The sequence below is a fragment of the Paraburkholderia translucens genome (assembly GCF_020881035.1).
Classification (GTDB): Bacteria; Pseudomonadota; Gammaproteobacteria; order Burkholderiales; family Burkholderiaceae; genus Paraburkholderia; species Paraburkholderia translucens.
In genome coordinates this window covers 1-23,026 of sequence record NZ_JAJITC010000026.1, presented here as the reverse complement: position 1 = coordinate 23,026, position 23,026 = coordinate 1, and the positions used below count along the sequence as shown (strand labels likewise).

28 protein-coding genes are annotated in these 23,026 nt (G+C 63.1%); 19 read left to right on the top strand and 9 right to left on the bottom strand.

The window, feature by feature from the left end:
• Positions 1–62: 62 nt before the first annotated feature.
• Positions 63–908: a glycosyltransferase family 2 protein gene (locus LJ655_RS28655; RefSeq protein WP_230564530.1), complete on the top strand. Its 846-nt coding sequence runs from the start codon at positions 63–65 to the stop codon at positions 906–908.
• A 96-nt stretch (positions 909–1,004) separates the two neighbouring features.
• Here the strand turns inward: LJ655_RS28655 and LJ655_RS28650 are convergent, their stop codons facing one another.
• Positions 1,005–2,951, bottom strand: coding sequence for an acyltransferase family protein (locus tag LJ655_RS28650; RefSeq protein ID WP_230564529.1), 1,947 nt, complete (start codon positions 2,949–2,951; stop codon positions 1,005–1,007).
• Between the two features lie 231 nt (positions 2,952–3,182).
• Positions 3,183–4,709, bottom strand: coding sequence for an AMP nucleosidase (locus LJ655_RS28645; RefSeq protein ID WP_425605847.1), 1,527 nt, complete (start codon positions 4,707–4,709; stop codon positions 3,183–3,185).
• A gap of 190 nt (positions 4,710–4,899) precedes the next feature.
• Between LJ655_RS28645 and LJ655_RS28640 the strand changes: the two genes are divergently transcribed.
• The 6 genes from LJ655_RS28640 (at position 4,900) to LJ655_RS28615 (ending at position 9,142) form a co-directional block, all read left to right on the top strand.
• Positions 4,900–5,295: a hypothetical protein gene (locus LJ655_RS28640; RefSeq protein WP_230564528.1), complete on the top strand. Its 396-nt coding sequence runs from the start codon at positions 4,900–4,902 to the stop codon at positions 5,293–5,295.
• A 177-nt stretch (positions 5,296–5,472) separates the two neighbouring features.
• Positions 5,473–6,468 (top strand): homoserine kinase, encoded by a 996-nt coding sequence (locus LJ655_RS28635; RefSeq protein WP_230564527.1) that lies wholly within the window; start codon positions 5,473–5,475, stop codon positions 6,466–6,468.
• A complete protein-coding gene (locus LJ655_RS28630; protein ID WP_230564526.1) occupies positions 6,459–7,265 on the top strand; it encodes a BPSS1780 family membrane protein in 807 nt (268 codons plus the stop codon). The genes LJ655_RS28635 and LJ655_RS28630 overlap by 10 nt, the downstream gene beginning before the upstream one ends.
• Before the next feature lie 157 nt (positions 7,266–7,422).
• Positions 7,423–7,875, top strand: coding sequence for a MarR family winged helix-turn-helix transcriptional regulator (locus LJ655_RS28625; protein ID WP_230564525.1), 453 nt, complete (start codon positions 7,423–7,425; stop codon positions 7,873–7,875).
• Positions 7,876–8,046: 171 nt separating this feature from the next.
• A complete protein-coding gene (locus LJ655_RS28620) occupies positions 8,047–8,466 on the top strand; it encodes an organic hydroperoxide resistance protein (RefSeq protein WP_230564524.1) in 420 nt (139 codons plus the stop codon).
• A 217-nt stretch (positions 8,467–8,683) separates the two neighbouring features.
• Entirely contained in the window at positions 8,684–9,142 is a 459-nt protein-coding gene (locus LJ655_RS28615; protein ID WP_230564523.1) for a TspO/MBR family protein, read from the top strand.
• A gap of 152 nt (positions 9,143–9,294) precedes the next feature.
• Here the strand turns inward: LJ655_RS28615 and LJ655_RS28610 are convergent, their stop codons facing one another.
• Together LJ655_RS28610 and LJ655_RS28605 are read right to left on the bottom strand one after the other, a co-directional pair.
• Positions 9,295–9,477, bottom strand: coding sequence for a DUF3563 family protein (locus LJ655_RS28610; RefSeq protein WP_230564522.1), 183 nt, complete (start codon positions 9,475–9,477; stop codon positions 9,295–9,297).
• Positions 9,478–9,587: 110 nt separating this feature from the next.
• Positions 9,588–10,757 (bottom strand): extracellular catalytic domain type 1 short-chain-length polyhydroxyalkanoate depolymerase, encoded by a 1,170-nt coding sequence (locus tag LJ655_RS28605; protein WP_230564521.1) that lies wholly within the window; start codon positions 10,755–10,757, stop codon positions 9,588–9,590.
• Between the two features lie 67 nt (positions 10,758–10,824).
• Here LJ655_RS28605 and LJ655_RS28600 point away from each other — a divergent pair, with 67 nt between their 5' ends.
• The 5 genes from LJ655_RS28600 to LJ655_RS28580 all read left to right on the top strand — a co-directional run bounded on the left by LJ655_RS28600 (position 10,825) and on the right by LJ655_RS28580 (position 14,178).
• Positions 10,825–11,019: a hypothetical protein gene (locus LJ655_RS28600; protein WP_230564520.1), complete on the top strand. Its 195-nt coding sequence runs from the start codon at positions 10,825–10,827 to the stop codon at positions 11,017–11,019.
• 99 nt (positions 11,020–11,118) lie between these two features.
• Positions 11,119–11,877, top strand: a complete 759-nt coding sequence (locus LJ655_RS28595; RefSeq protein WP_230564519.1) for a phosphatase PAP2 family protein — start codon at positions 11,119–11,121, stop codon at positions 11,875–11,877.
• 118 nt (positions 11,878–11,995) lie between these two features.
• Positions 11,996–12,769, top strand: coding sequence for a molybdate ABC transporter substrate-binding protein (modA, locus tag LJ655_RS28590; RefSeq protein ID WP_230564518.1), 774 nt, complete (start codon positions 11,996–11,998; stop codon positions 12,767–12,769).
• Between the two features lie 22 nt (positions 12,770–12,791).
• The gene (modB, locus tag LJ655_RS28585) at positions 12,792–13,466 is read left to right on the top strand and encodes a molybdate ABC transporter permease subunit (RefSeq protein WP_230564517.1); all 675 of its coding nucleotides are present in this window, start codon (positions 12,792–12,794) and stop codon (positions 13,464–13,466) included.
• 1 nt (position 13,467) lies between these two features.
• The gene (locus LJ655_RS28580; RefSeq protein WP_230564516.1) at positions 13,468–14,178 is read left to right on the top strand and encodes an ATP-binding cassette domain-containing protein; all 711 of its coding nucleotides are present in this window, start codon (positions 13,468–13,470) and stop codon (positions 14,176–14,178) included.
• A 38-nt stretch (positions 14,179–14,216) separates the two neighbouring features.
• Here LJ655_RS28580 and LJ655_RS28575 read toward each other — a convergent pair whose 3' ends face one another.
• Positions 14,217–15,056 (bottom strand): TOBE domain-containing protein, encoded by an 840-nt coding sequence (locus LJ655_RS28575; RefSeq protein WP_230564515.1) that lies wholly within the window; start codon positions 15,054–15,056, stop codon positions 14,217–14,219.
• Between the two features lie 155 nt (positions 15,057–15,211).
• Here LJ655_RS28575 and LJ655_RS28570 point away from each other — a divergent pair, with 155 nt between their 5' ends.
• Entirely contained in the window at positions 15,212–15,460 is a 249-nt protein-coding gene (locus LJ655_RS28570) for a hypothetical protein (protein ID WP_230564514.1), read from the top strand.
• Between the two features lie 38 nt (positions 15,461–15,498).
• Here LJ655_RS28570 and LJ655_RS28565 read toward each other — a convergent pair whose 3' ends face one another.
• Complete coding sequence (locus tag LJ655_RS28565; RefSeq protein WP_230564513.1) at positions 15,499–16,215, bottom strand: transposase; 717 nt, start codon at positions 16,213–16,215, stop codon at positions 15,499–15,501.
• A gap of 238 nt (positions 16,216–16,453) precedes the next feature.
• Here LJ655_RS28565 and LJ655_RS28560 point away from each other — a divergent pair, with 238 nt between their 5' ends.
• Complete coding sequence (locus LJ655_RS28560; RefSeq protein WP_230564512.1) at positions 16,454–17,632, top strand: AAA family ATPase; 1,179 nt, start codon at positions 16,454–16,456, stop codon at positions 17,630–17,632.
• A gap of 64 nt (positions 17,633–17,696) precedes the next feature.
• Here the strand turns inward: LJ655_RS28560 and LJ655_RS28555 are convergent, their stop codons facing one another.
• Positions 17,697–18,080, bottom strand: coding sequence for a tautomerase family protein (locus tag LJ655_RS28555; protein ID WP_230564511.1), 384 nt, complete (start codon positions 18,078–18,080; stop codon positions 17,697–17,699).
• A 96-nt stretch (positions 18,081–18,176) separates the two neighbouring features.
• Between LJ655_RS28555 and LJ655_RS28550 the strand changes: the two genes are divergently transcribed.
• Positions 18,177–19,028 (top strand): LysR family transcriptional regulator, encoded by an 852-nt coding sequence (locus LJ655_RS28550; RefSeq protein ID WP_230564510.1) that lies wholly within the window; start codon positions 18,177–18,179, stop codon positions 19,026–19,028.
• A gap of 44 nt (positions 19,029–19,072) precedes the next feature.
• Here LJ655_RS28550 and LJ655_RS28545 read toward each other — a convergent pair whose 3' ends face one another.
• A complete protein-coding gene (locus tag LJ655_RS28545) occupies positions 19,073–19,756 on the bottom strand; it encodes a hypothetical protein (protein WP_230564509.1) in 684 nt (227 codons plus the stop codon).
• A gap of 112 nt (positions 19,757–19,868) precedes the next feature.
• Here LJ655_RS28545 and LJ655_RS28540 point away from each other — a divergent pair, with 112 nt between their 5' ends.
• Both LJ655_RS28540 and LJ655_RS28535 read left to right on the top strand, forming a co-directional pair.
• On the top strand, positions 19,869–20,306 hold the full coding sequence (locus tag LJ655_RS28540) for an MbcA/ParS/Xre antitoxin family protein (RefSeq protein ID WP_329959749.1): 438 nt from the start codon (positions 19,869–19,871) through the stop codon (positions 20,304–20,306).
• Positions 20,303–21,004 carry an RES family NAD+ phosphorylase gene (locus tag LJ655_RS28535; RefSeq protein ID WP_230564507.1) on the top strand — a complete coding sequence of 234 codons (702 nt, stop codon included), beginning with the start codon at positions 20,303–20,305 and terminating at the stop codon, positions 21,002–21,004. The genes LJ655_RS28540 and LJ655_RS28535 overlap by 4 nt, the downstream gene beginning before the upstream one ends.
• A 38-nt stretch (positions 21,005–21,042) precedes the next feature.
• Here LJ655_RS28535 and LJ655_RS28530 read toward each other — a convergent pair whose 3' ends face one another.
• Entirely contained in the window at positions 21,043–21,783 is a 741-nt protein-coding gene (locus LJ655_RS28530) for a metallophosphoesterase (protein WP_230564506.1), read from the bottom strand.
• Here LJ655_RS28530 and LJ655_RS30295 point away from each other — a divergent pair.
• Positions 21,700–22,056 (top strand): hypothetical protein, encoded by a 357-nt coding sequence (locus tag LJ655_RS30295; protein WP_230564546.1) that lies wholly within the window; start codon positions 21,700–21,702, stop codon positions 22,054–22,056. The two genes, LJ655_RS28530 and LJ655_RS30295, sit on opposite strands and share 84 nt — an antisense overlap.
• An 83-nt stretch (positions 22,057–22,139) precedes the next feature.
• The gene (locus tag LJ655_RS28520; protein ID WP_230564505.1) at positions 22,140–22,802 is read left to right on the top strand and encodes a DUF1345 domain-containing protein; all 663 of its coding nucleotides are present in this window, start codon (positions 22,140–22,142) and stop codon (positions 22,800–22,802) included.
• Positions 22,803–23,026 lie beyond the last annotated feature (224 nt).

Here is a 23,026-nt window from a genome sequence, read left to right as displayed (position 1 = left end):
ACCCTTTACAATGGCACGCCATCGTTCTCTTTAACGATTCCACCACCGAACGCCGCTGGACCATGCCGAAAGTTTCCATAGTTGTCCCCTGCTACAACCAGGAAGAATTCATTGCTGACGCTCTCGAATCCGTGCTGAGCCAGTCCTATAGCGATTGGGAATGCATCATCGTGAATGACGGCTCTAGCGACGGCTCCGATTCGATCATCCGTCGCTACACCGAGAAAGATCCTCGATTCCTCGCCCTCACGAAGCAAAACGGCGGCGTTGCCGCAGCCCGCAACTTCGGCTTTTCGTGCGCGCGCGGCGAACTGTTTGTACCGCTTGATGGCGACGACATGATTCACCGGGATTTCCTCCGGCTAGCCGTTGAGCGCTTCGAGGCACAGCCCGACACGGTTCTCGTGCATTCTGGGACACAACGTTTTGGCGAAAATCGCAAGGTGTGGCGATTGCCGGCATACAGCTACGAAAAACTGCTTTGGCAAAACATGATCGTCAACACGACCATGTACCGGCGCGAGGCGTTCATTAGCGCGGGCGGCTATTCGTCGGAGATGGTCTATGGGTTCGAGGATTGGGAATTCTACGTGCGGATGCTGAGCCCGGAATCAAAGGTCCAATACATTGACGCGCCGCTCTACCTCTACCGCATCAAGAAAAGCTCGCGCTCCACTGAACTGGCCGCGCTTGGCAAGATCGAGGAATCGCAGCGGCTCATCTACGAACGCAATCGTGACAGGTATATCGAGCTCGCAGCCAACCCGATCAACCTTTTCGGCAAGCGCATGAAGGACTTCGCACCGTCGTTCACGGCCCGCTACAAGCGACAGGCCCGTTACGTTCACGCCGCGTATGGCGCGGTTATCGCTGGCCTGGTGTGCGTCGGTGCCATGCTCGCGCGGTAATGAATCAAGCGGAATTTTGTCCCTTTTGCTCATCGGGTCATTGGTCGCGCACGGCTACGAAAGGGGACGGCGTCAACGCGCGTTCAGTCGCAACGACTATGAATGCGCGCCCGACTGACCCTCGCTTGCGATAATCTCGTCATTGGCCCTCTTGAGCGCGTTGATGATGTCTGGCGCTATGTACTTCACACCAACATCACTGAGATGGTCCCCGTCCGAAAAAAGCGCCTGATTGTTTTTTACAAAGAAACATGAGTCGCGAGAGCAGAGCCTGGAGAACGGGTCCACTACCGTGACATTGCCGACTTGAGCAGCGGCTGAGGTGATCTTCATGCCGCCGGCGAAGATGCTCGACTGACTGTCGCGTGGGGCTGCCCACTCGGGAATGGCGCGGCCCACACAAACCTGCCGTCGAGCCCATTCTTTCGGGACGATCTCTGGCGGATGAGGAACGGCTGATACCAGGACGAGCCGCCCCCCGCGCCTCGCAAGAATGCGTGCAATATCCCGCAACACCATCCCTTCATAATTCGCGTCGTAACGCTTCCACTCTCCTGCGATTACCACGAGGCGAATCGTCGGATGCTGTGCAAAGTAGTCGTAGACAAAGTTGGCATAGCGTTCGCATCCGGGGAAGACGTTGGCTCCCGAACCGTCGAATGCCTTGCCCTTGAACGGCGGGCAGCCGCCGTGTGTCGCAACGATTCCTGAAAGACCGAGTGCTGCAGCGGTATCGTCGACCGTCGATTGCAGCCTGCCGGCAAAGGAGTCGCCCCACAGCATCATTGTGGGTTCTCCGGATTTGACGCCAATGCGGCAGAAATCTCCATCCATCTTTATCTTCTTCGTTCCATCGCTTGCGCGCATGCACAAAGATTCCTCCGGATTTCCCACGATCTTCGCCTGCACCGCGGGCTGGAGATAGGCGGGAAGCCTTTGCGGGAAGCCATGGGTCGCCCCCAGCATTGCTGTGAGAGCGAACCCCACGCAAATGGACATCACCCAGCCGGCGAATGTCTGGCCATTGCCAAGGCGCTTGCGTGTCGGACGCTCAACGAGTTCATACGAAGCCCAGCCTAGCAAGATGCTCCCGCCGAGCAGCGCGATCGTTTCCTCGAATGAAGGCGCACAATCTGCCCTTTCCCGAAAGGCAAGCAGAAGGGGCCAATGCCACAGGTAGACGGAATATGAAATGCGCCCGACGAATTGGAGGCTGTGTGCATGAAGCAGGGGCGCCACCAAGCCGCCTTGCGACAGTATCAGCAGGACGGTTCCTGCTACGGGGAGAATCGCCCTCCAGCCGGGGTATAACGAGGCAGTGTCAAGGCCGAAGATAGCGATACTGAGCAGCGCCAGTCCCGCAATCGCCAGGAGGTTATTGGCGGCATCGCTACGCGGGCTGCGTAGATAGACTGCGGTCGCGGAACCCGCAAGAAGCTCCCATGCACGGCTCGGGAGAAGGTAAAACGCCGAGTTCAGCGAAGTGACTGTGCGCCATTGGCACCAGGCAAACGACGCGACAACGATCGCAGCGAACAACACTGCGCCTGCTACACGTCGCCCACTTCCGGAGCGCGGCCAGACCACTCCGCAGAGGACGGCAAAGACAATGTAGAACTGGACCTCGACCGACAAAGACCACGTATGTAGCAAGAGATTTTGCGCAGCGTCTGGCGCAAAGTACCCGACATCGTCAGCGAACGCGTGGTTGGACCGCATCAGGATCGCTGCTGTCGCGACTCGCGAAAAATGCATGTAGTCGTCAGGCAGATAGAAATAGCCTGCCCACAACACGCAGAATGCGATCATTATCACCAGCGCTGGCAGGATGCGGCGTATTCGCCTCATCAAGAACTGCCAAATGCTGAATCTGCCCGCCTGTATATCGGCATAGGCGATCGAAGTCAGCAGAAAGCCCGATAGGACAAAGAAAATATCTACGCCAACAAAGCCCCCGGTGAATGGCCAAATGCCGTAGTGGTACAGAACGACTGCTGTGACCGCTATGGCGCGCACCCCGTTTATGTCTTTTCTGAAATTCATTCTATTTGTTTATTGTTGTTAGTCGGGCGTACTTGATCTCTCAGGTCGCCCTCAACTTCATACAAACGGCCGTATCATACTTTTCTTACTTCGAGGAAGGAAGTGAAAGCACCGGAAACAGTGCTGTAGAGGGGTGCGGCGATAGCCGTAGAAGCCATCGCCGGCTGAGTTACACCGCCGGCCTCACGATGCTCCGGAATAGCCTCAGAATTCCCGCGCAGCAAGGCTCCGCTATTGAAACGCCACTTCAGCAAAGCTGCGCAGCTTGCGGCTATGCAATCGATGCAGCCCATTCATGCGCAGCAGTTCCATCGCCTTCACGCCGATCTGCAGATGCTGATCGACCTGCGCGCGATAGAACTGATCGGCCATGCCCGGTAGTTTCAACTCGCCGTGCAACGGCTTGTCCGACACGCACAGCAGCGTGCCGTAAGGCACACGGAAGCGAAAGCCGTTCGCGGCGATCGTCGCGCTTTCCATGTCGAGCGCGATCGCGCGGCTCTGCGAGAGCCGCTGCACCGGCTCGCGATGATCGCGCAGCTCCCAGTTGCGATTATCGACGCTCGCCACCGTCCCAGTGCGCATCACGCGCTTCAGCTCCACGCCATCGAGCTGCGTGACCTGCGCGACCGCGCGCTCGAGCGCGACCTGCACTTCGGCGAGCGCCGGAATCGGCACCCACAGCGGCAAATCGGCATCGAGCACATGATCTTCGCGCACATAGCCGTGCGCGAGCACGTAGTCGCCGAGACGCTGCGTATTGCGCAGCCCCGCGCAGTGGCCGAGCATGATCCACGCATGCGGACGCAGCACCGCAATGTGATCAGTGATCGTCTTCGCATTCGACGGCCCGACTCCGATGTTGATCATCGTGATGCCGCTGCCGTCCGCACGCTTCAGGTGATACGCCGGCATCTGCGGCAGACGCGGCGGCGGCGTGCCCTCCTGCGCCTGCTCGCCGAGATTCTCGTTGTATGTGACGACGTCGCCCGGCTCGACGAACGACGTGTATTCGCTGCGATAAGCTCGCAACTCCTCGTCGTCGGTACGGGCCATCATGCCGCGGCCGAGTTTCACGAATTCGTCGATGTAGAACTGATAGTTCGTGTAGAGCACGTAGTTCTGCACATGCGTCGGCGAGGTCGCCGTGTAGTGCTTCAGCCGATGCAGCGAAAAATCGACGCGCGCCGCCGTAAACAATGCAAGCGGATGCGGTTCGCCCGGCAGCGGCTCGTACGTGCCGTTGACGATGCGGTCGTCGAGCAGCGCGAGGTCCGGGGTGTCGAAGATGTCGCGCAAGAGAAACAGGCGCTCGCGGTCCAGATCGCCCTCGAGGTGTATACCCTCGGCGAACGCGAAATGAATCGGAATCGGCTGGTCCGACACGCCGACCTCGATCTGCACGTGATGGTTCTTCGCCAGCAGCCTCAGTTGCTCGCGATAGTAGTTGCCGAACAGATCGGGCCGCGTGACGGTCGTCTCGAACACGCCCGGCCCCGAGACGAACCCGTACGAGCGGCGCGAATCGACGTGCGTGTTGACCTCGGTGCGCACGCGCACGAACGGATAGCAGGCCCGCACGCGATGGTCGAAATGCTCGTTGCGGCGATAGCGCGCGAACGCATCGCGCAGGAACGACGTGTTTGCCTCGTAGATCGCGGCGAGGCGAGTAACGGCCTCGGCCGCGTCGTCGAAGCCTTCGGTCGGGAAGCTGTTGGCGGGAGTCTGCACCGTGCGCTGATTGATATCGTTGTTGATCATCATCGTTCACCCTTTTTGATGAGACGACATTACCACGGAACCCGCTCCTGCCAAATGTCGGCGGCGAAGCTTGCAACACAGCTCGCGGGAATGCACGCATGTCGCGCGAAAGCGGCGCAAAATAAGGCTTCGCGCCCGTACGCGAGGCCGGATTTGCTAGAATCGGGCACCCAATCGGAGAATCACCATGAAGCCGCTCCTTCCCATCGCCGTTGCGCTGGCCCTTGCCTTCGGCAGCGCCGCGATGGCTGCCCAGCCTGTCGACGAACCGCCGCCCGCCAACGCGCCCCAGTCCGCCAATGAACGGGCCGGTCTTCCCGACCTGGACAAGATCAATCGTCCGGCCGCTGAGGTCAGCTCGAAGGTCGACATCAACGTTCCGCGCACGCCGAGCTTTCACGAAGTCAGCCCGACCGGCACCGAAATAACTGAATTCCGCGACAAGGGCAAGCCGGTCGAAATCGACGTGCACTCGAATTTCGGCACGCGCTACCAGATGAGCGCGTCGCCCGACACATCGCCTACCGTCCACGACAGCGGCAAGCCCAGTACGCGCCTGCCGTCGGTGAATCTCCACTATTGATCGTTGCGAACGCGGCGCGCCGGCAACGGCAGCCGCGGCGCAGCCGTGCCGCGATCGCAACCGGTCGTGGCCGCGGCGCGATGAACACACGCGCCGCCCGGTCCACCGCATTCATTTGTCTTACCCTCGCACTGGCCGCACCGCGCCAGCCCGAACAACCTGATCCGACGTTTCCGCATGGCCGTCTTCACCGCTGTCAACGAATCCCAACTCGCAGAATGGATGAGTCACTACGATCTCGGCGATGTCGTCGAGTTTCGCGGCATTTCGTCCGGCATCGAAAACAGCAACTTCTTTCTGACGACGACGCGCGGCGAATACGTGCTGACGATTTTCGAAAAGCTGACAGCCGAGCAACTGCCGTTTTATCTGGATCTGATGCGGCATCTTGCCGCTCACCGTGTGCCGGTACCGGATCCGATGCCGCGTCTCGACGGCGCGCTGTTCGGCATGCTGCTCGGCAAGCCCGCGACGATCGTGACGAAACTCGAAGGCGCGCCCGAGCTCGCGCCGGGTGTCGAGCACTGCGCCGAGGTCGGACAGATGCTGGCGCGCTTACACCTGGCGGGTCGCGACTATCCGCGTTATCAGCCGAACCTGCGCAGCCTGCCGTGGTGGCGTGAAACCGTGCCGACGATCCTGCCGTATCTCGAAGGCGAGCAGCGCGATCTGCTGGCGTCCGAGCTTGCGCATCAGGAAGCATTCTTTGCATCGGCCGACTACGCCGCGCTGCCCGAAGGCCCTTGTCATGCCGACCTGTTCCGCGACAACGCGATGTTCGCGCACGCGGCGCCCGGCACCGGCCACGAAGTGCGGCTCGGCGGCTTCTTCGATTTCTATTTCGCCGGCTGCGACAAGTGGCTGTTCGACGTCGCGGTGACGGTCAACGACTGGTGTGTCGACCTCGCAACGGGCAAGCTCGACGCCGCGCGCACCGAGGCGCTGTTGCGCTCGTATCAGACGGTGCGGCCGTTCACCGTCGAGGAAAATCATCACTGGGGCGACATGCTGCGTGCGGGCGCGTATCGTTTCTGGGTCTCGCGCCTGTATGATTTTCATTTGCCGCGCGCGGCGGAACTGCTGAAGCCGCACGACCCCGGCCATTTCGAACGCATTCTTCGCGAGCGCCTGCAGGGCGCCGCGAATCCAGGCATCCATACCTCATGCAACTGATCGAAGTCCCCGCGAAAACCGGCTATGTGTGGTTCCGTCAGGGCATCTGGCTGTTCCGCAAGAATCCGCTCGCCTTCCTGACGCTGTTCTTCACCTACTTGCTGGTGATGACGCTGGTGTCGCAGATTCCGGTGGTCGGCGGCGTATTGCCGCTGCTGTTCATTCCGGGCGTCGCGGTCGGCTTCATGGCAGCGTGCCGCAATACGATCGCGGGCAAGCCGGTGTTTCCGACCATTCTCGTCGACGGCTTTCATTCGTACGGCCCGGTGGTCGCGCGACGCTTGCTCGTGCTCGGCGTGCTCTATGTCATCGCGATGGCACTCGTGCTGGCCGGCTCGGCGCTCGCCGACGGCGGCATGCTGCTGAAGGTGATGCTCGGCAGCGCGTCGATGGATGAGAACGCGATCGCCAACAGCAACATCCCGCTTGCGGTCATCACCGCACTCGCATTCTATGTGCCGGTCGCGATGCTGTTCTGGTTTTCGCCCATTTTGGCCGCCTGGCACGACGTGCCGCCTATCAAGGCGATGTTCTTCAGCGTCGTCAGTTGCTGGCGCAATCGCGGCGCTTTCATCGTGTTCGCGGCGCTGTGGTTCGCAGTCGCGACGGTCGTGTCGTTGGGGCTCTCCGCGCTGATGCAGGCACTCGGCGCGGCCGACTTCGCGTTCGCGATCCTGATGCCCGCCACCATGATCGTCACGACGATGCTGTACTGCTCGTTCTACGCGACCTATCGCGGCTGCTTCGGCGTACAGACGCCGCAAACGCCGGATCTGCCGACCACGCCGGCAGCCTGATCCGTCGTTGCCGCGCGGGTGCCGTCCTGGCGCCCGCGCGACTTCGCTCGGGGACTCTCTCGCACCACCTCTTGCCGGAGCTCGTCATCCTGAATCGATTTGCGGCACAATGGTTTGCGTGCAATCCATTCGTACACTCTTTTAGCCGAGATGGATCATGACCCAGCGTCCCGCCCCGCCCTTCACGCTCGACGAACAACTCTGCTTCGCGCTCTACTCGACTTCGCTTGCGATGACGAAAGCGTACAAGCCGCTGCTAGAAAAGCTCGGCCTCACGTATCCGCAATATCTGGCGATGCTCGTGCTTTGGGAAACCGACGACGTCACCGTCAAGGACATGGCTACGCGCCTGAGTCTCGATCCAGCGACGGTCACACCGCTGCTGAAGCGCCTCGAGGCGCAGGGCCTGGTCGAGCGTGTCCGCGGCACCGACGATGAGCGCCTCGTATACATTCGCCTCACCGGCGCGGGCAAGGCGCTCAAGCGTCAGGCGCGTGAGGTGCCCGGCGAAATTCTCTGCGCGACCCAGCAAACGCCGGACTTCCTGCTGCAACTGCGCGACGACCTGACGCGCCTGCGCAAGACACTCAACGATTTCATGGACCAGTAGTGCGTTCGATGCAACAGACCGGCTCACGCGGCGCTACACAAATCATTTGCACGCAAATGATTTGTGTACTATCTTAACCACACGCCGCGTTCCTTGCGCTTCGTCAAACCGTTGAAGCGGCACACGGCGGCAAACATGCCAACCCCGACAACCCTGATTAGGAGCAGCACCATGAACATCCTCTACAAAGCAAGCGCAACCAGCACCGGTGGCCGCGACGGCCGCGCCGTATCGTCGGACAATGCATTGGACGTCAAGCTGGCCGCGCCGCGCGAGCTCGGTGGCAATGGCGCAGCGGGCACCAATCCCGAACAGCTGTTCGCTGCAGGCTATTCGGCCTGTTTCCTGAGCGCCATGAAGTTCGTCGCCGGCCAGCGCAAGCAGGCTCTGCCGGCTGACACGCAGGTTTCCGCCGACGTCGGCATCGGTCCGAACGACAAGGGCGGCTTCGCGCTCGACATCGATCTGCGCATCTCGCTGCCGGGCGTGGCTCCGGAGGCAGCGAAGGAACTGGTCGACGCAGCGCATCAGGTGTGTCCGTACTCGAACGCCACGCGCAACAACGTCGCGGTTCGTCTGCACGTCGCGTGAGTTAAAGTCGGCCGTTGGGCCGATCGCACGGGCATTAGGGATCCGCTCACGGCTCACCGCAGGGCGCGGAGCGGATCGTTTAATTTGGCATGGTCGTGGTGGAGAATTTCCACGAACCGATCGTCGATCATGAGCCGATCCGCGAGCGTCCCTTGGTTCTACCCGGAAAGTAAGTGCCCGCTCACATCAGGAAATTACAAGCTCTGGAGGGCTGAAAATGCGCCGTCTGCCGTCGTTGCTCGTGTTTCTGATCCTGACGCTGGCGGCCGGCTGGACCGCGAGTCTGTCTTTGCCGGACGCATGGTACGCGGGTCTGCAAAAGCCTGCCTTCAATCCGCCGAACTGGGTCTTCCCGCCGGTCTGGGCTGTGCTTTACGTCCTGATGGCGTTTTCCGCCTGGCGCATATGGAAGCGCGACGGCCTGACCGCGGCAATCGTCCTGTGGGTCGTGCAGCTAGTGTTCAACGCCGCATGGATGTGGCTGTTTTTTGGCCTGCATCGGCCGGAGATGGGGCTGCTCGACATCGTGATCCTGCTCGTACTGATCGTGATGCTGACGTATGTGTTCTGGCGACGTGATCGCTTGGCGGGGATTCTGCTGGTGCCGTATGTCGTGTGGGTCGCGTATGCGGCGCTCCTGAATTACGCGCTGTGGCAGATGAATCCGGCTGCTTGAGCGAAGCCGGGCGAGCGCAACCGAGGGCCGCTTCACGGTGAAGGAGACGACGCGACTGCCAGCCTGAGTTGGCTGACCCCGGAGCACCGGCGCCTTACCGCGCGCCGATGTTCCGATAACTAACGGCCTGAAGCCGGTTCGAGGCAGGCGGATTAGCCGTGTTGCTGGCTGATCCACGACGGCTGACGCGCGTTCGCTTCGCGATCGAGGTTACGCATGCGGAATTCGAGGTCGTAGAGATCGGTCGCTTCAGCGAGATAGGCGTCAGCGCGCTCTTTCGCGAGCTGGTCGGGCGACTTGGTCAAGAACAGGAACAGGCGGCTAATCAGATACATGGTCGACCTCGGCAATGAAAGCTAGGCGTTTACGACTAAGGGATAACCCGTATTATAGGGAAAACCCTAGATCCGCGCTACTGTTCAATTTCCGAAGTGTTGTTGCGACGTCATCGCCCAGCCGAGGACGTCGCCAGTCCTTCCGCGACGCGCCCCGCGTCCGCGCGACGCTGATGCCGGAAAAACTCCCACAGCATGGCGCTCGCATCCGGGCCCTTGGAGGAATGGAACGGGAGCGCGTCATCACCGCCGGCCCACGCGTGGCCGAGCCCTTGTACGCGACACACCCGTACCACGCGCCGTCCGCCGCGCAGATAATCGCGCGTCACGACCCCATTCTTGCGGTCTTCGCGCGTCTCGCCGGCTTTGCGCGCGCCGTTGGCGTCGATGAAGCGGTTCAGGCGCAGGAACTGTGCCGCCAACTGATCCGCGTTGACCGGCGTGACCACGTGGTCGGCGTCGCCGTGGACGATCAGAGCCGGCATGCCCGGATACTGCGCGACGTTGGTGTTCTGGTCGACGAGCTCGACCGGCTCACGACGCGCGCCGCGCCGCATCACGTCCATGGCGGTCACGCCGGAGCGCGCCTCGCCGAAAGCGGGGCCCGAATGCAGCGCAACTGCGGCGAAATGTTCCGGATATTTGACGGCCAACAGCGCCGTTAGCCCCGCGCCCGCTGAAATCCCGGCCGCGTAGACACGTTCGCGATCAAAGCCGTGCTGCTCGACCAGCGCATCCACCAGCGACACGACCGCGCGCGCCTCCGCGTCTCCGGCGGCGTCGTACCAGTGCCAGCAGCGGTGCGAATGGGCATGCTTCGACTGCTCGGGATACACAACCGCGAAGCCATAGCGGTCGGCGAGCAGGTTCATACGCGTACCTTCGGCGAAATCGTCGATTGACTGCGTGCAGCCGTGCAGCATCACGACGAGCGGGAGCGCCTCACGTGCGTGACCGGACGGGATATAGAGCCCGTACTGCAGGTGATTGACGAGCCGGCCGGGCGCGGCCGGCGCGGAATGGAACGAGCGCGTCCATGCGCCGCTCGCCCACGCGGCCGCGCGTGGACGCACGCGCGACTCGCGCGGCGCTTCGCGTCTCGTGAGCGTGCGCAGCGCAGCGGCCGGCTTGAGTGGATGAGTCTTGCTCGACGGTTTGGCGGTGGCGGCGCGAACGGGCCGCGCTTGCGCTCGCTTGGCGGTTTTTTGCGCGTGTTCGGTTTGGATCGCGAGCAGGCGCTTGAAACCGCGCAGCCAGATTTTCGACAGGCTTTTTGCCATCGGCGATGACCTCGCAAAAAGGGGTAAATAGCGAACTCCAGGACAACAGAACGCATGAAGTTGTGCAATGCACAATAACATCAATTTTCATGCGTTGCTGAACACTGAGTCCGCTACGTTTCCCGATCGCAACCTCGGCGAACCTTGCTGCCGCCTTGCCGTCACCCGGCTGGATGCCTGTTCGGCAGCCCACACTCGACGCACAAAAATGCGCAGTGCGTTGCAAGACCGCCGCGCCATGCCCGACTATACTGGCGGTTGATTCCCTGAGGGATCGATCCGGGCCACACCGGCGCTTCGTGCCGGTGGCGCGCCGATTCTCGCCAACCCGATTTGACGTGACCCGTGTCGCGCCCCTGCCATGCCCGAATTACCGATCCACCTGTGGTATTCGATCACCAGCCTCGGCGGCGCAGGTATGACGCTGCCGCTCGCGCTCGCTATCGCGCTGTGGTTGGCGGTCGGCTACTCGTGGCGGCTCGCGGCCTGCTGGCTCGCCCTGCTCGGCACGGCAATCGGCGTCGTGACCGTGACCAAGATCGCTTTCCTCGGCTGGGGTGTCGGCGTGCGCGAACTCGATTTCACTGGCGTCAGCGGTCACGCCATGCTGTCCACGGCCGTCTATCCAGTCACGCTATTTTTGATGCTATTGCCCGCGCGGCGCTCCGTTAGGCTGCTCGGCGTGCTGGCGGGGCTTGCCGCCGGCATCGCGGTGGGGTTGTCGCGCGTCGTGCTGAGCGCGCATTCGCCGTCCGAAGCGATGACCGGCTGCGTCGTCGGCGCGCTCGCAGCGCTCGTGTTCGTGCGCATCGCGTGGGACGCGCAGCCGGGCCAGCTGCAGGCGCTGCCGGTCGCCATCAGCATGATGGTGCTGGCCATCGCGATGCACGGCGTGCATGTGCCGACGCAACGCTGGGTCACCCATATCGCACTGAAAGTGTCCGGCCACGACCGGCCGTTCATCCGCGCGAAATGGAGGGCCAGCCGTGACGTCCGTCCGGTGGCCGCGCCACTGTCGCAAACGCTCAATAGGCTCGAGCCCGCTGGTGCGTCGGACCATGTGAGCACACTTGCGCCGCGCTTTCCGGCGCGTTTTCAAACTTCCTTGACGGTTTCGTAGCGCTTCACTCCACGTGTGAAGCGCGACGCCAAATCGTGCGCACCGCTATAACCGCGCATATATTACGATAGCGTTTCCAAGCCGCTGCTTTCCGCTCACGTTCGACTCCGGGTCCTACATGACACTCTCTCGCCGTCTGGCGCGATACGCGCTGTGCGTCGCAGCCGCCGCCTCTGTTGTGGCCAGCATGAATGCCCATGCGGATGAACTGGTGGTCTCTGCCGCCGCCAGCCTGACCAATGCGTTCAAGGCGGTCGGCGACGCGTTCGAGCAGCAGCATCCGGGCACCAAGGTCCTGCTGAACTTCGGCGCGTCCGACGTGCTGATGCAGCAGATCGTCAAAGGCGCGCCCGCCGACGTATTCGCGTCCGCGGATCAGAAGGCGATGGACATGGCCGCTGCGCAAAAGGTCGTCGCGCCGTCCACGCGACGCAACTTCGCGGCCAATTCGCTGGTGCTGATCGTGCCGAGCGACAGTCACTTCGCACCCGCCAGCCTCGGCGATCTGACGACCGCAAACGTGAAGCGCGTCGCCTTCGGCGATCCGGCTTCGGTGCCGGTCGGCCGCTACACGCAAGGCGCGCTCAAGGCCACGGGCGTGTGGGACGCGGTGAGCGCCAAGGCGGTGCTCGCGTCGAATGTGCGTCAGAGCCTCGATTACGTCGCGCGCGGCGAAGTCGACGCCGGCTTCGTATTTGGCACCGACGCCGCGATCATGCCCGACAAGGTCAAGGTCGCGATGAGCCTGCCGACGCAAACGCCGATCACCTACCCGATCGCGCAAGTCGACGGCAGCCACCATGCGGCCGACGCGCAGGCCTTCATCGACTTCGTGCTGTCGCCGGCTGGCCAGGCGGTGCTCGCGAAGTACGGCTTCAAGCCCGCGCATTGATTCGCCGGAAAGGCGCATGCTCATGGAACAGGTCTGGGTGCCGCTGCTGCTGTCGCTGAAGGTCGCGGGCTGGGCTACTGCGCTCAATCTCGTGCTCGGCGTCGCGGTGGCGCTCGGTCTGTCGCGCTGGCGCTCAGGCGCGCGCGACGTGATCGATTCGCTTCTGATGCTGCCGCTCGTGCTGCCGCCCACGGTGCTCGGCTATTACCTGCTCGTGCTGCTCGGCCGGCGCGGTGTGATCGGCGCGTGGCTTTACCGCTTCGACATCCAGCTCGTGTTCACGTGGCAAGGCGCGGTAATCGCGTCGACGGTGGTGGCGTTTCCGCTCGTGCTGAAGTCGGCGCGCGCGGCCTTCGAAGGCGTCGATCCGCAGTTGGAAAGCGCGGCGCGCACGCTCGGCGTCAGCGAAGCCGCGGTGTTTTTCCGCGTGACGCTGCCGCTCGCCGCGCGCGGCATCCTCGCCGGCGGCCTGCTCGCGTTCGCACGCGCGCTCGGCGAATTCGGCGCGACGCTGATGATCGCGGGCAATCTGCCGGGCCGCACGCAGACGCTGTCGGTGGCGGTCTATTCGGCCGTGCAGGCCGGCGACGACAGCACCGCCAACTTCCTCGTGCTCGTGACCTCGGTTGCGTGCGTGACGATCCTGCTGCTCGCCGGGCGCCTCGTGCCGCAGCACACGCTTCTGAGATCCCGCTGACATGCTGCTCGACGTCGCCATCCGCAAAACCTTCGAGACCGCCGAGCGGCACTTCACGCTCGACGTCGCCTTCCGCGCCAGCACCCAAAGGCTCGTGCTGTTCGGGCCGTCGGGCGCGGGCAAGAGCCTGACGTTGCAGGCGATCGCCGGTCTGCTGCGTCCCGACGAAGGGTCGATCACGCTGCATGGCACCACGCTGTTCGACAGCGCGGTCGGCATCGACCAGAAGCCGCAAGCGCGCAAGATCGCGTATCTGTTTCAGGACTACGCCCTGTTTCCGCATCTGAACGTGCGGCAGAACATCGGTTTCGGGCTGCGCCGGAGCTGGCTCAATCCGCGTACGCGCGGCGCGCATCCGCAGGTCGATTACTGGCTCGACGCGCTCGAGTTGAGGGGCGTGGCCGGCAATCATCCGGCGCAACTGTCGGGCGGGCAGAAGCAGCGCGTCGCGCTGGCGCGCGCATTCGTTTCGCAGCCGCGCCTGCTGCTGCTCGACGAACCGTTTTCCGCGCTCGATAGCGCGCTGCGCCAGCGCATGCGGCGCGAGCTTTCGGACCTGCAAACGCGACTCGATATTCCGATGGTGCTGATCACGCACGATCCGGACGACGTCGCCGCATTCGGCGACCAGGTCGTGCAGGTCAGCGATGGCCGCGTGCGCGAGGATCATCCGTTCGCGGGGTATGCGCGAAGCGAGGCGTCGCCTCGTTGAACGGATGGCTTTGCACCCTCGTTACGGCCAGGCAGCGCTCAATCCTTCACGCCGAGTATCACGCTCGACGCCTTGAATGCCGCGATCGCGCTCGCGCCTTCCTGCAAACCAAGCATGTCGATGCTGCCATTGGTGACGACGGCGGTGACCACTGCGCCGCCCGCGAGCCCGAGCGACACTTCCGCGTTCACCGCGCCGCGCTTCACGCCCTGCACCGTGCCACGCAACTGATTGCGCGCCGACAGCTTCAGCGGTGAATCGCCATCATCGGCGACGAGCAGCACGACCCACGATGCCTTGATCAGCGCAAACGCGGCCGCGCCTACGGCGAGCCCGAGCGCTTCGGCGCTCTCATGCGTGAGCACCGCGACGATCGTGTGACCGCCGGGCAGCGCGAGCGACACTTCGTCATTGACGGTACCGCGCTCGATCGCCGACACCGTGCCGTAGAACTGATTGCGCGCGCTCGTCTTCACGCCGATGCGGCCGATCAGATCCCAGTCCCGCGCAAAGCCCTCGCCGATTGCCGCGCCCGCGCGTTCGAGAAAGCGCCGATGCTCGCGCTCGATTGCCCGAAACGTTTCGATCAGCTTCATGGCGCGTGGCGTCAGCGTCGTGCCGCCGCCGCCCTTGCCGCCGGTCGAACGCACGACGAGCGGCTCGCCGGCGAGGTTGTTCATCGTGTCGACGGCATCCCAGGCGCCTTTGTAGCTGATGCCGACCGCCTTCGCCGCACTCGTGATCGACCCGGTCTCGCCGATCGCCGCAAGCAGCGCGATGCGCGCCGCGCCGCCGAGCGTCTGCGTGCCGGCCTGAAACCAGACAGAGCCGCCGAGTCCGAGGGCGTCGCGGGCAGGATCGGGGTGCTCGATGGTCATGGCGGGAGTTGTTGAGGGTCAGTCGAACGACGGCCAATCATTATCTCGCACCATCGCGCCCCACGGCGCGACTGCCCCGGCCTGGCAATGGGTACGCTCCCGACGGACCGCTAATCGTCGACAATGAGCAATCATCCGAATCTGGAGACCGCGCGATGTCACCCACACATGAATACTGGTTCCCCGCGAAACGCTATGGCTGGGGTTGGGGCCTTCCGGTGCGCTGGCAAGGATGGGCGACACTGCTCGCTTACGTTTTATTGCTCGGCGCGGTCGTTTTCAGGTTTCAACCCGCCGGTCATCCGCTGACGTTCGCCTTTCTGGTTGTGTTGCTCACCATTGCCTTCGTGATCGTGTGCTGGTTGAAGGGCGAGCCGCCACGCTGGCGGTGGGGTAAAGACTAGCTCCCAGTCTATTTACGTCGTCGACCGGACGAAGAAGATTAGTCCACCTGTGCAAGAGCGCGCGTCGTGCGCACCTTGGGCGGCCGGTCTCGCAGCAGCAGGGGCATCAGACGCCGGCTGGCTGTCTGCGCCGCCCACTCGCAATACGCGGCGCTGCCGAGCACCCAGCCGTTGAGCGTCGACTGAAGCAGGTTATCGACCTCGCGTTCGTCAAGAGGCAGTGCGCCAAGATCGCGGTAAGCCTGGTGGCGCTCGGATGGTGTATTGCCGAGCCCGCGGTAAAGTGGATGGTCTTTGATGAAGCTATCGACACGTAGCCCGATGTGGTGCGTGTAGCTCGACCACTGATAGTTTCCGGGCTCCGCCACCAGGCGGTTGCGTACCGGCGCTTGATCGATGACCTGGCTCGCCAGCATGAAATACCGATCGGGCTCGATCACGATGGCCCGGTACTCGCCACGCCACACCGTACCGCGGCGTCCATGGCGGCGGTTGAAGGCCTCGACATAGCGACGGCCGACCGCCTGCATCGCCATGGCCACGCTCGACTCGTATGCAGGCGTGACGAGAAGCTGTACGGTGTCAGGCATGAGCACCCACGCATGGACTGCCAGATCGGCGACACGCGCTGCGTCTGCCAGGCAGACGAGGAAGTACAGATAGTCTCCTTCGTCCAGGAATGCGGGCCCAGTGAGCCCCTGCAAGATGACGTGCTGCGGTTGGTCTGGGACGTAGTGCCGTGCGAGCCGTGCCATGCTGAATTAACCGGAAATCCGATGTGAGAAAGCGATCCGACAGGTATCGGACGCGTGACAGTGCGTAACAAAATTCTATCGACCGTGTGCAATCGTTTGCGTCGCGAAAAGGCCTTTTATCTGGCCTCTTTTCGCCGATTTGCCGGTCGCCGCCAGCGCGCCTTTCAAGCCATAGCCGAATGGAATTGCCGATATATTTTGTCGCGTGCCGTATGAATATTGGCGGCCTGTACCCGAGGTGACAATGCTGACGACATTCGCAGTAAGCAACTATCGATCGATAAGAAATCTCGTCCTTCCCCTGACGTCACTGAATCTGATCACTGGCGCGAACGGGAGTGGGAAATCTAATCTTTACAGAGCGCTTCGCTTACTTTCAGAAACCTCGCAGGATGGCGTGATCGCGCCGCTCGCTCGCGAGGGCGGCATGAAATCCACCATGTGGGCCGGTCCTGAGTCCATCTCTCGAGCAATGCGGCGTGGCGAGACCAGCGTTCAGGGCGGTCCCCGAAAGCACGCTCACCGCCTGAAGCTCGGCTTCAGTGGCGACGCGTTTGGCTATGCGGTCACGCTGGGGTTAAAACCGCGTTCTCAATCCGTATTCTCATTGGACCCCGAATTCAAGCGCGAGTGCATATGGGCCGGCCCTTATCTTCGTCCAGCAACTTTGCTCGTGGATCGTCAGGGTTCGCTTGTCCGGCGACGCGTCGACGGCGGCTGGGATGTCGTGACGCATCAACTGCCGACTTATGAAAGTCTGTTTTCCCATCTCGGCCGGGACCGGCAAAGTCCCGAAGTCCTCGAAGTCCGCGAGGTCATGCGGAGTTGGCGCTTTTACGATCATTTCCGTACCGACGCACACGCGCCTGCCCGACAAAGCCAGCTCGGCACGCATACACCTGTCATGCACCACGACGGAAGAGACGTCGCGGCCGCCGTGCAGACCATTCGTGAGATCGGCGACGCGCAAGCGCTCGATGAAGCGATCGATGACGCCTTCCCCGGTTCGCGTGTGGACGTCAAGTGCGAGCCGGGCGGGCTCTTTACCCTGACATTGCATCAGCATGGGCTTCTGCGTCCGCTCTGCGCCGCGGAACTGTCGGACGGTACGCTCCGCTATCTGCTTCTCGTTGCGGCGCTATTGACCCCCAGGCCTCCGTCGTTGATGGTGCTGAACGAACCGGAGTCCAGCCTGCATCCGGACCTTTTGCCCGCGTTAGGACGTTTGATCATCCGCGCCTCGGCCCACTCGCAGGTATGGGTGGTTTCTCATTCGACCCGACTGGCTGCCTCGATCGAGAGTCACCCTCAATGCAACGTCGTTGAGCTGACAAAGGAGCTTTCGGAAACAGCCGTGACGGGGCAAATGCCGCTCGACCGGCCTGCATGGTATTGGCCCGACAAGGATGAACCATAAGTGGAACGCGCACTGGTGCCGTGATCGGAAGATCAAGCCTCACGGCATCAACGCCCCCTCGAGCTCAAACCGCATACTGCGCAATCCCATTCCCAAACGACCAGTTCTCCTTCTCGACCTCGACGAGATTGATGAACACGTCTTCCGGCCGCACGCCCGGCGACTTACCGAGTTCATCGACGATGCGTCGATACAGCGCCTTCTTCTGCTCGACCGTGCGCGTGTTGCTGACGGTCAACTGAATCACGACGAGGTCGTCGCCGCGCGCGATGTTCTGGTACTGGCGGTCGTAGATCATGTTGTCGGGCGTGTGCTCGCTGATCAGCACGAACATGTCGTCCTTCGGGACGTTGAACGTCTCGACCAGCGAGCGCTGGATACCGGCGGTTAGCGCGTGCCGATAGTCGGCGGGCTTGCCGGCGCGAAGTGAGATTCGGGTGAGCGGCATGACGGGCTCCTTGTTGCGGTGTTGTTAAACACAGCTTAGGCGCGCCGGTTCATAATAAACAGATATCTTCGCTGATTTCATTCATTTTCATCCGAAATGAAAGTCCTCGATCTCGATGCGGTGCGGGCCTTCGTGCTGGTCGCCGATCTGCGCAGTTTTACGCGCGCCGCGGACGCGCTCGATACCACGCAATCGGCCGTCAGTCTGAAGCTGAAGCGGCTGGAGGCGCACCTGGGCAAGCAGTTGCTGGAGCGCACGCCGCGCGTCGTGCGTCTGTCCGCCGACGGACACGCGTTTCTCGGCGCCGCGCGCGAGTTGCTGAACGCGCACGAGCGCGCACTGGGCGCGCTGTCGGTTGAGCGGCGGCGGCTCGTGCTCGGGCTCAGCGAGCATGTCGCGGGAGCGGATCTGCCGCATCTGCTCGGCCGGCTCAACGCGCACGATCCGGGTCTCGTCGTCGAGCTGCATATGGGCACGTCGGTGGCGCTGCTCGCGCAGTTCGACGAACGCCGGCTCGATGCGGTAATCGTCCGCTACGGCGCCGACGAGCCCCCGCGTGACGATGCACAGACGCTGTTCAGCGAGCCGCTCGGTTGGCTCGCGATGCCGGACTGGCTGCCGCAAGCCGGGGAGCCGCTGGCGCTCGCGCTATTGAGTCCGCCGTGCAACGTCCGTGACGTCGCGTTGCGCACGCTGACGGCGGCGGGGATCGCATGGCAGGAGGTGTTTGTCGGCGGTGGCGTCGCGGCGGTCGGCGCTGCCGTGGCGGCGGGACTCGCCGTGTCGCCGCTCGCGCGCCGGGTCGCGCCGCGCGGTCTGATCGACGTTGGCGCGCGGCTCGGCCTGCCGGCGCTGCCGGAATCACGCGTGACGCTGCATTCGCGCGTGCGCGAGCCCCGCTCGGCTGGAACGCTGCGGCTGCTCGCAAACGGCTTGGCCGCGGCGTGAAATCGCCACTGCCGCCGCACCACGCCGCACCGCCGAAAGCGGCTTCAGTGAAGGATTGGGGGGAGCGAACCGCTGCTGGCGGTCGCCGGATTCGGCACGGAGCCCATCGGCGCGATGTTGCTAACGTTTGCGGACGTGTCCGGCGAAGGCTGCACCGCCGGCCTGATCGGATTCGCGCGGGAAGCCGCTGGTTTCGCCGCGACTTTGTCCACGTGCGGACGCGCGGTGTGGCCTGACGCGAAATTGGCGCGCACGACCTTGCCCTGAGCCGGCTCCGCATGCGCCAGTTGCACATGCGGCTGCGCGTGTTTCGCAACCTGCGCGCTGACGCTGGCGTGCGCCCGGTTCGGGCCCGATGCCGCGACTTGCGTACCGCCTCTCGCGCGGCTCTTCACGTTCGCGCCCGCCGCGACTTGCTTCACGCCGCCGTGCGCCGCAAGTTTGCCGCCGTGACCCGCGCCGCCCGATGCGGCATGGTGCGCCACGTGCCGGACGCTCGCCATCTGCTTCGCATGGGGGTCGGCTTTAGCCTTGTTTCCGCCCTTGGCGGCCGCCTTCACCTTCATGGCCTCTGGCTTCTTCCGTGCGTGCGCCTGCCTCGTCACGTGTCCGCTTGCGACATGCCCGCTCGCCTCCGACGGATTCCACACTTCCGTATAACCGGCAGCCAACGCCGCTTCCGACACACACCACACGGCCAGCGCCGCTGCTACTGCTCGAACCCGCATCTGTTACTTCTCCTGATCGACGACTGCCAAAACGAGCCGGGATTATATTCTCTTGCAAAAATCCACTTTTAGACTAATATCGGAAACAAGTACACATAGGGACTTACCCGCAATGGCTCACGCCGCCCGAATTTCCTCGCCCGAAGCATCTCCACGACGACAGCTCTCGGAGCCCACGATGCCGCAGATGTCCGCAGCAGGTTTGCGCGCGTTCTTCAACATCGCGCGCGACTGGGATCTCAACGCCGACGAGCAGATCGTGCTGCTCGGCAAGCCGGGCCGCTCGACGTTCTTCAAGTGGAGGCACGAGCCCGAGACCGCACGCCTCAGCCGCGATACGCTGGAGCGATTGTCGCTGCTGCTCGGCATCTACAAGGCGCTGCAGATCCTGCTGCCGCAGCCGAGCGCCGCCGACACGTGGGTCAAACGTCCCAACAGCGCGCCGCCGTTCGGTGGCCGCCGCGCGCTGGACCGCATGCTGGCGGGCAACATCAGCGACCTCGTGGCGGTGCGCCAGTATCTCGATGCGATGCGAGGCGGCTGGGCGTGACACGACCGCAATGGCAGGACCGCTGGACCACCTCCGCGTTCGACTGGTCACCGGCGTATCGCGTGATTCCGACGCGCTTTCCGGCCGTCAATCTGTTCGACCGGGTCGCTTCTCCGGAAGATTTCGACGCGCTCTATGCGCTCGAAGCGATGACCAACGACCGTCTGCGCACCGAAATCGGTGAACTCGATCTGGTGCCGCGCGAGGAGCGCCGTTTCGGCCCCGGCTACGGGCCGATCATGGCCGCGCTCACGCACCTGAATCCGCTTGGCAGCCGCTTTTCCGACGGCACGTACGGCGTGTTCTATTGCGCGCGTTCGCGTGCGACAGCGATCGCCGAAACCCGTTACCACACCGGCAAGTTCCTCGAAGCGACCGCCGAGCCGCCGATGCGTCAGCAGATGCGTCTTTACACGGTCATCGCGCAGGGCAGCGTGGTCGATTTGCGTCATGATCCCGAGCTCGATCCCGCCGTGCTGTCGCCCGAGGACTATCTGGCCGGGCAGGCACTCGGACGCGCGGTGCGCGAAGCGGGCGCGCCGGGCATCGTCTATCCGTCGGTGCGCGATAGCACCGGCGAATGCCTCGCCGCGTTTCGCACGACGCTGCTGCGCGAATGTCATCACGCGGCATACCTCGAATACAACTGGAACGGCACGAGCGTGGATATGGTGTTCGAGCTGAGCCAGGTCGGGTGAGGCAAGAGCGGCGAAGCAGCGTGGCGAACTTCACCCGCTCAAGGCAACGCCAGCTCCCTCGCCCCTTCCGCGCGCGCGGCCTCGACCGAGATCGACCAGCGGCGCAGCGCCTGCGGCTGGACGATCGTCAACGCGCCGTCCGGCCCGAACGCGCCGGTATCGATGAACACCTGCGAGCCGATCTGCGTGATGTCGCGCATCGGCGTATGGCCGCAATAGGTCAGCGACAGTCCGCGCTGCCGCAGCGGATCGCCATTGCCGAGCGCTAGCTCGCGGCCCCACAGCATTTGCTGGCGCGTTTCGGCCGAATAGTTGCCCGCATCGAGCTCGGCGTCCGAGCCAAAAAATTCGGCATGCAGAACGTTGAAGCGCGTCGGGCCACTACCGACCACGCGCGCGAGCGGCAGCGTGCGCAGATGCTCGGCGTAGTAGCGAAGACGTTCGTCGGGCACGCCGGCCGCCCAGGCGCCGCCGATGCCGTACCACCACTGCCGCCGCATGCGGCCCTCGGCGACCGCGCACAGCGCGTCCTCGTGATTGCCGAGCACCGCGTAGAACCACGGCTTCGCGAGCAGCGCGAGCGCCTGCTCCGAGTGCTCGCCGCGATCGACCAGATCGCCGACCGAAAACAGCCGGTCGACCGTCGGATCGAACGCTATCTGACACAGCAGGTAACGCAACGCATCGACGCAGCCGTGCAAATCGCCGACCACAAAATCGCGGCCGGCCTCGTTGGCGGCGTGATGCTGAACGAAATTGATGACGGGGGTGGAGTTCATCCGCCCATGATAATGCGGCGGATGCCAACGCGTATGCGGGGTGCCTATCGTATCCGCACGCGTCATCGAGCGGAAAAGAACTCGAACGACGCAAAAATGACGTTGAAACGTCACGTTCGCGGTATGCGTTACCGGGAATGCACCGTTGCGATGATCACTCCTGCCGCGCGCTCGCGGCGCGTCGCAGGCTATTGCGGCGTGCGCAGCTTTCCGCCAATCGCCTTTCAACTGAAAGCGGCGCGCAAGGCCGCTGCGAAAGACTATAGCCTGTGACCCCCATTCGACGATCGGTCTGCATTGCACGCGTAGAATCCGCGGCATTGGCCGTCATACACTTTCGTTGCTCAGCGAATTCCATGACCATCAAATATTATCCGCAGGTTCTTCGCAATCGGCCCCGCACCGTGATCGGGCTCGTGATCGGCATCATCGTCGCGTTCCTCGTGCCTGGCCACACGAGTCCAATGGCCCGCACGCTGATCGGCTGGGACGCGGCCATCTGGAGCTACCTGCTGATGATCTGGGTGCACATGGCTCTGGCCGACGAACATCGCGTGCGTGAATACGCGATGCGTGACGACGAAAACGCGGGCGTCGTGCTGTTCGTGATCTGTGTCGCGACGGTCGCGAGCATCGCGGCAATCGTGCTCGAACTCGCCTCGGCGAAGGGCACCGCCGGCGCCTCGGTCGCCTGGCACTACCTGCTGACCGGTCTGACGCTCATCGGTGCATGGTTCCTGATTCCGACGATCTTCACGCTGCACTACGCGCGCCTCTACTACGACACCGACGCACTCGAATCCGCGTTGAAGTTCCCCGATCACCATCTGCTGCCGAACTACTGGGACTTCATGTACTACTCGTTCACGATCGCGGTCGCGTCGCAGACCTCCGACGTCGTGCTGCGCTCGCGTGATATTCGTCGCGCGACGCTCGCGCAATCGATCCTCTCGTTCTACTTCAACGTCGCGGTGCTCGGCTTGTGCGTGAACATCGCGGCGGGGCTGCTGGGTTCCTGACCCTGCTCTCGTGCGGCTTGCGGACGAACTTCACGCGAATGCCACACATGTGCCATCGAATGCCACATCGTTGACCCGGCAGGTAAAACCATCCCCATACCGCAAGCCCATCGCCTAATCTGTTGACGATTTGGTTTGGGTAGACTGACGCCGGCGTTGTTTCGAAGCCCCTTTGAACTTGGTTCTTAGGGGCTTTTTCTTGCCTCATGAACACCAAGCAGCTC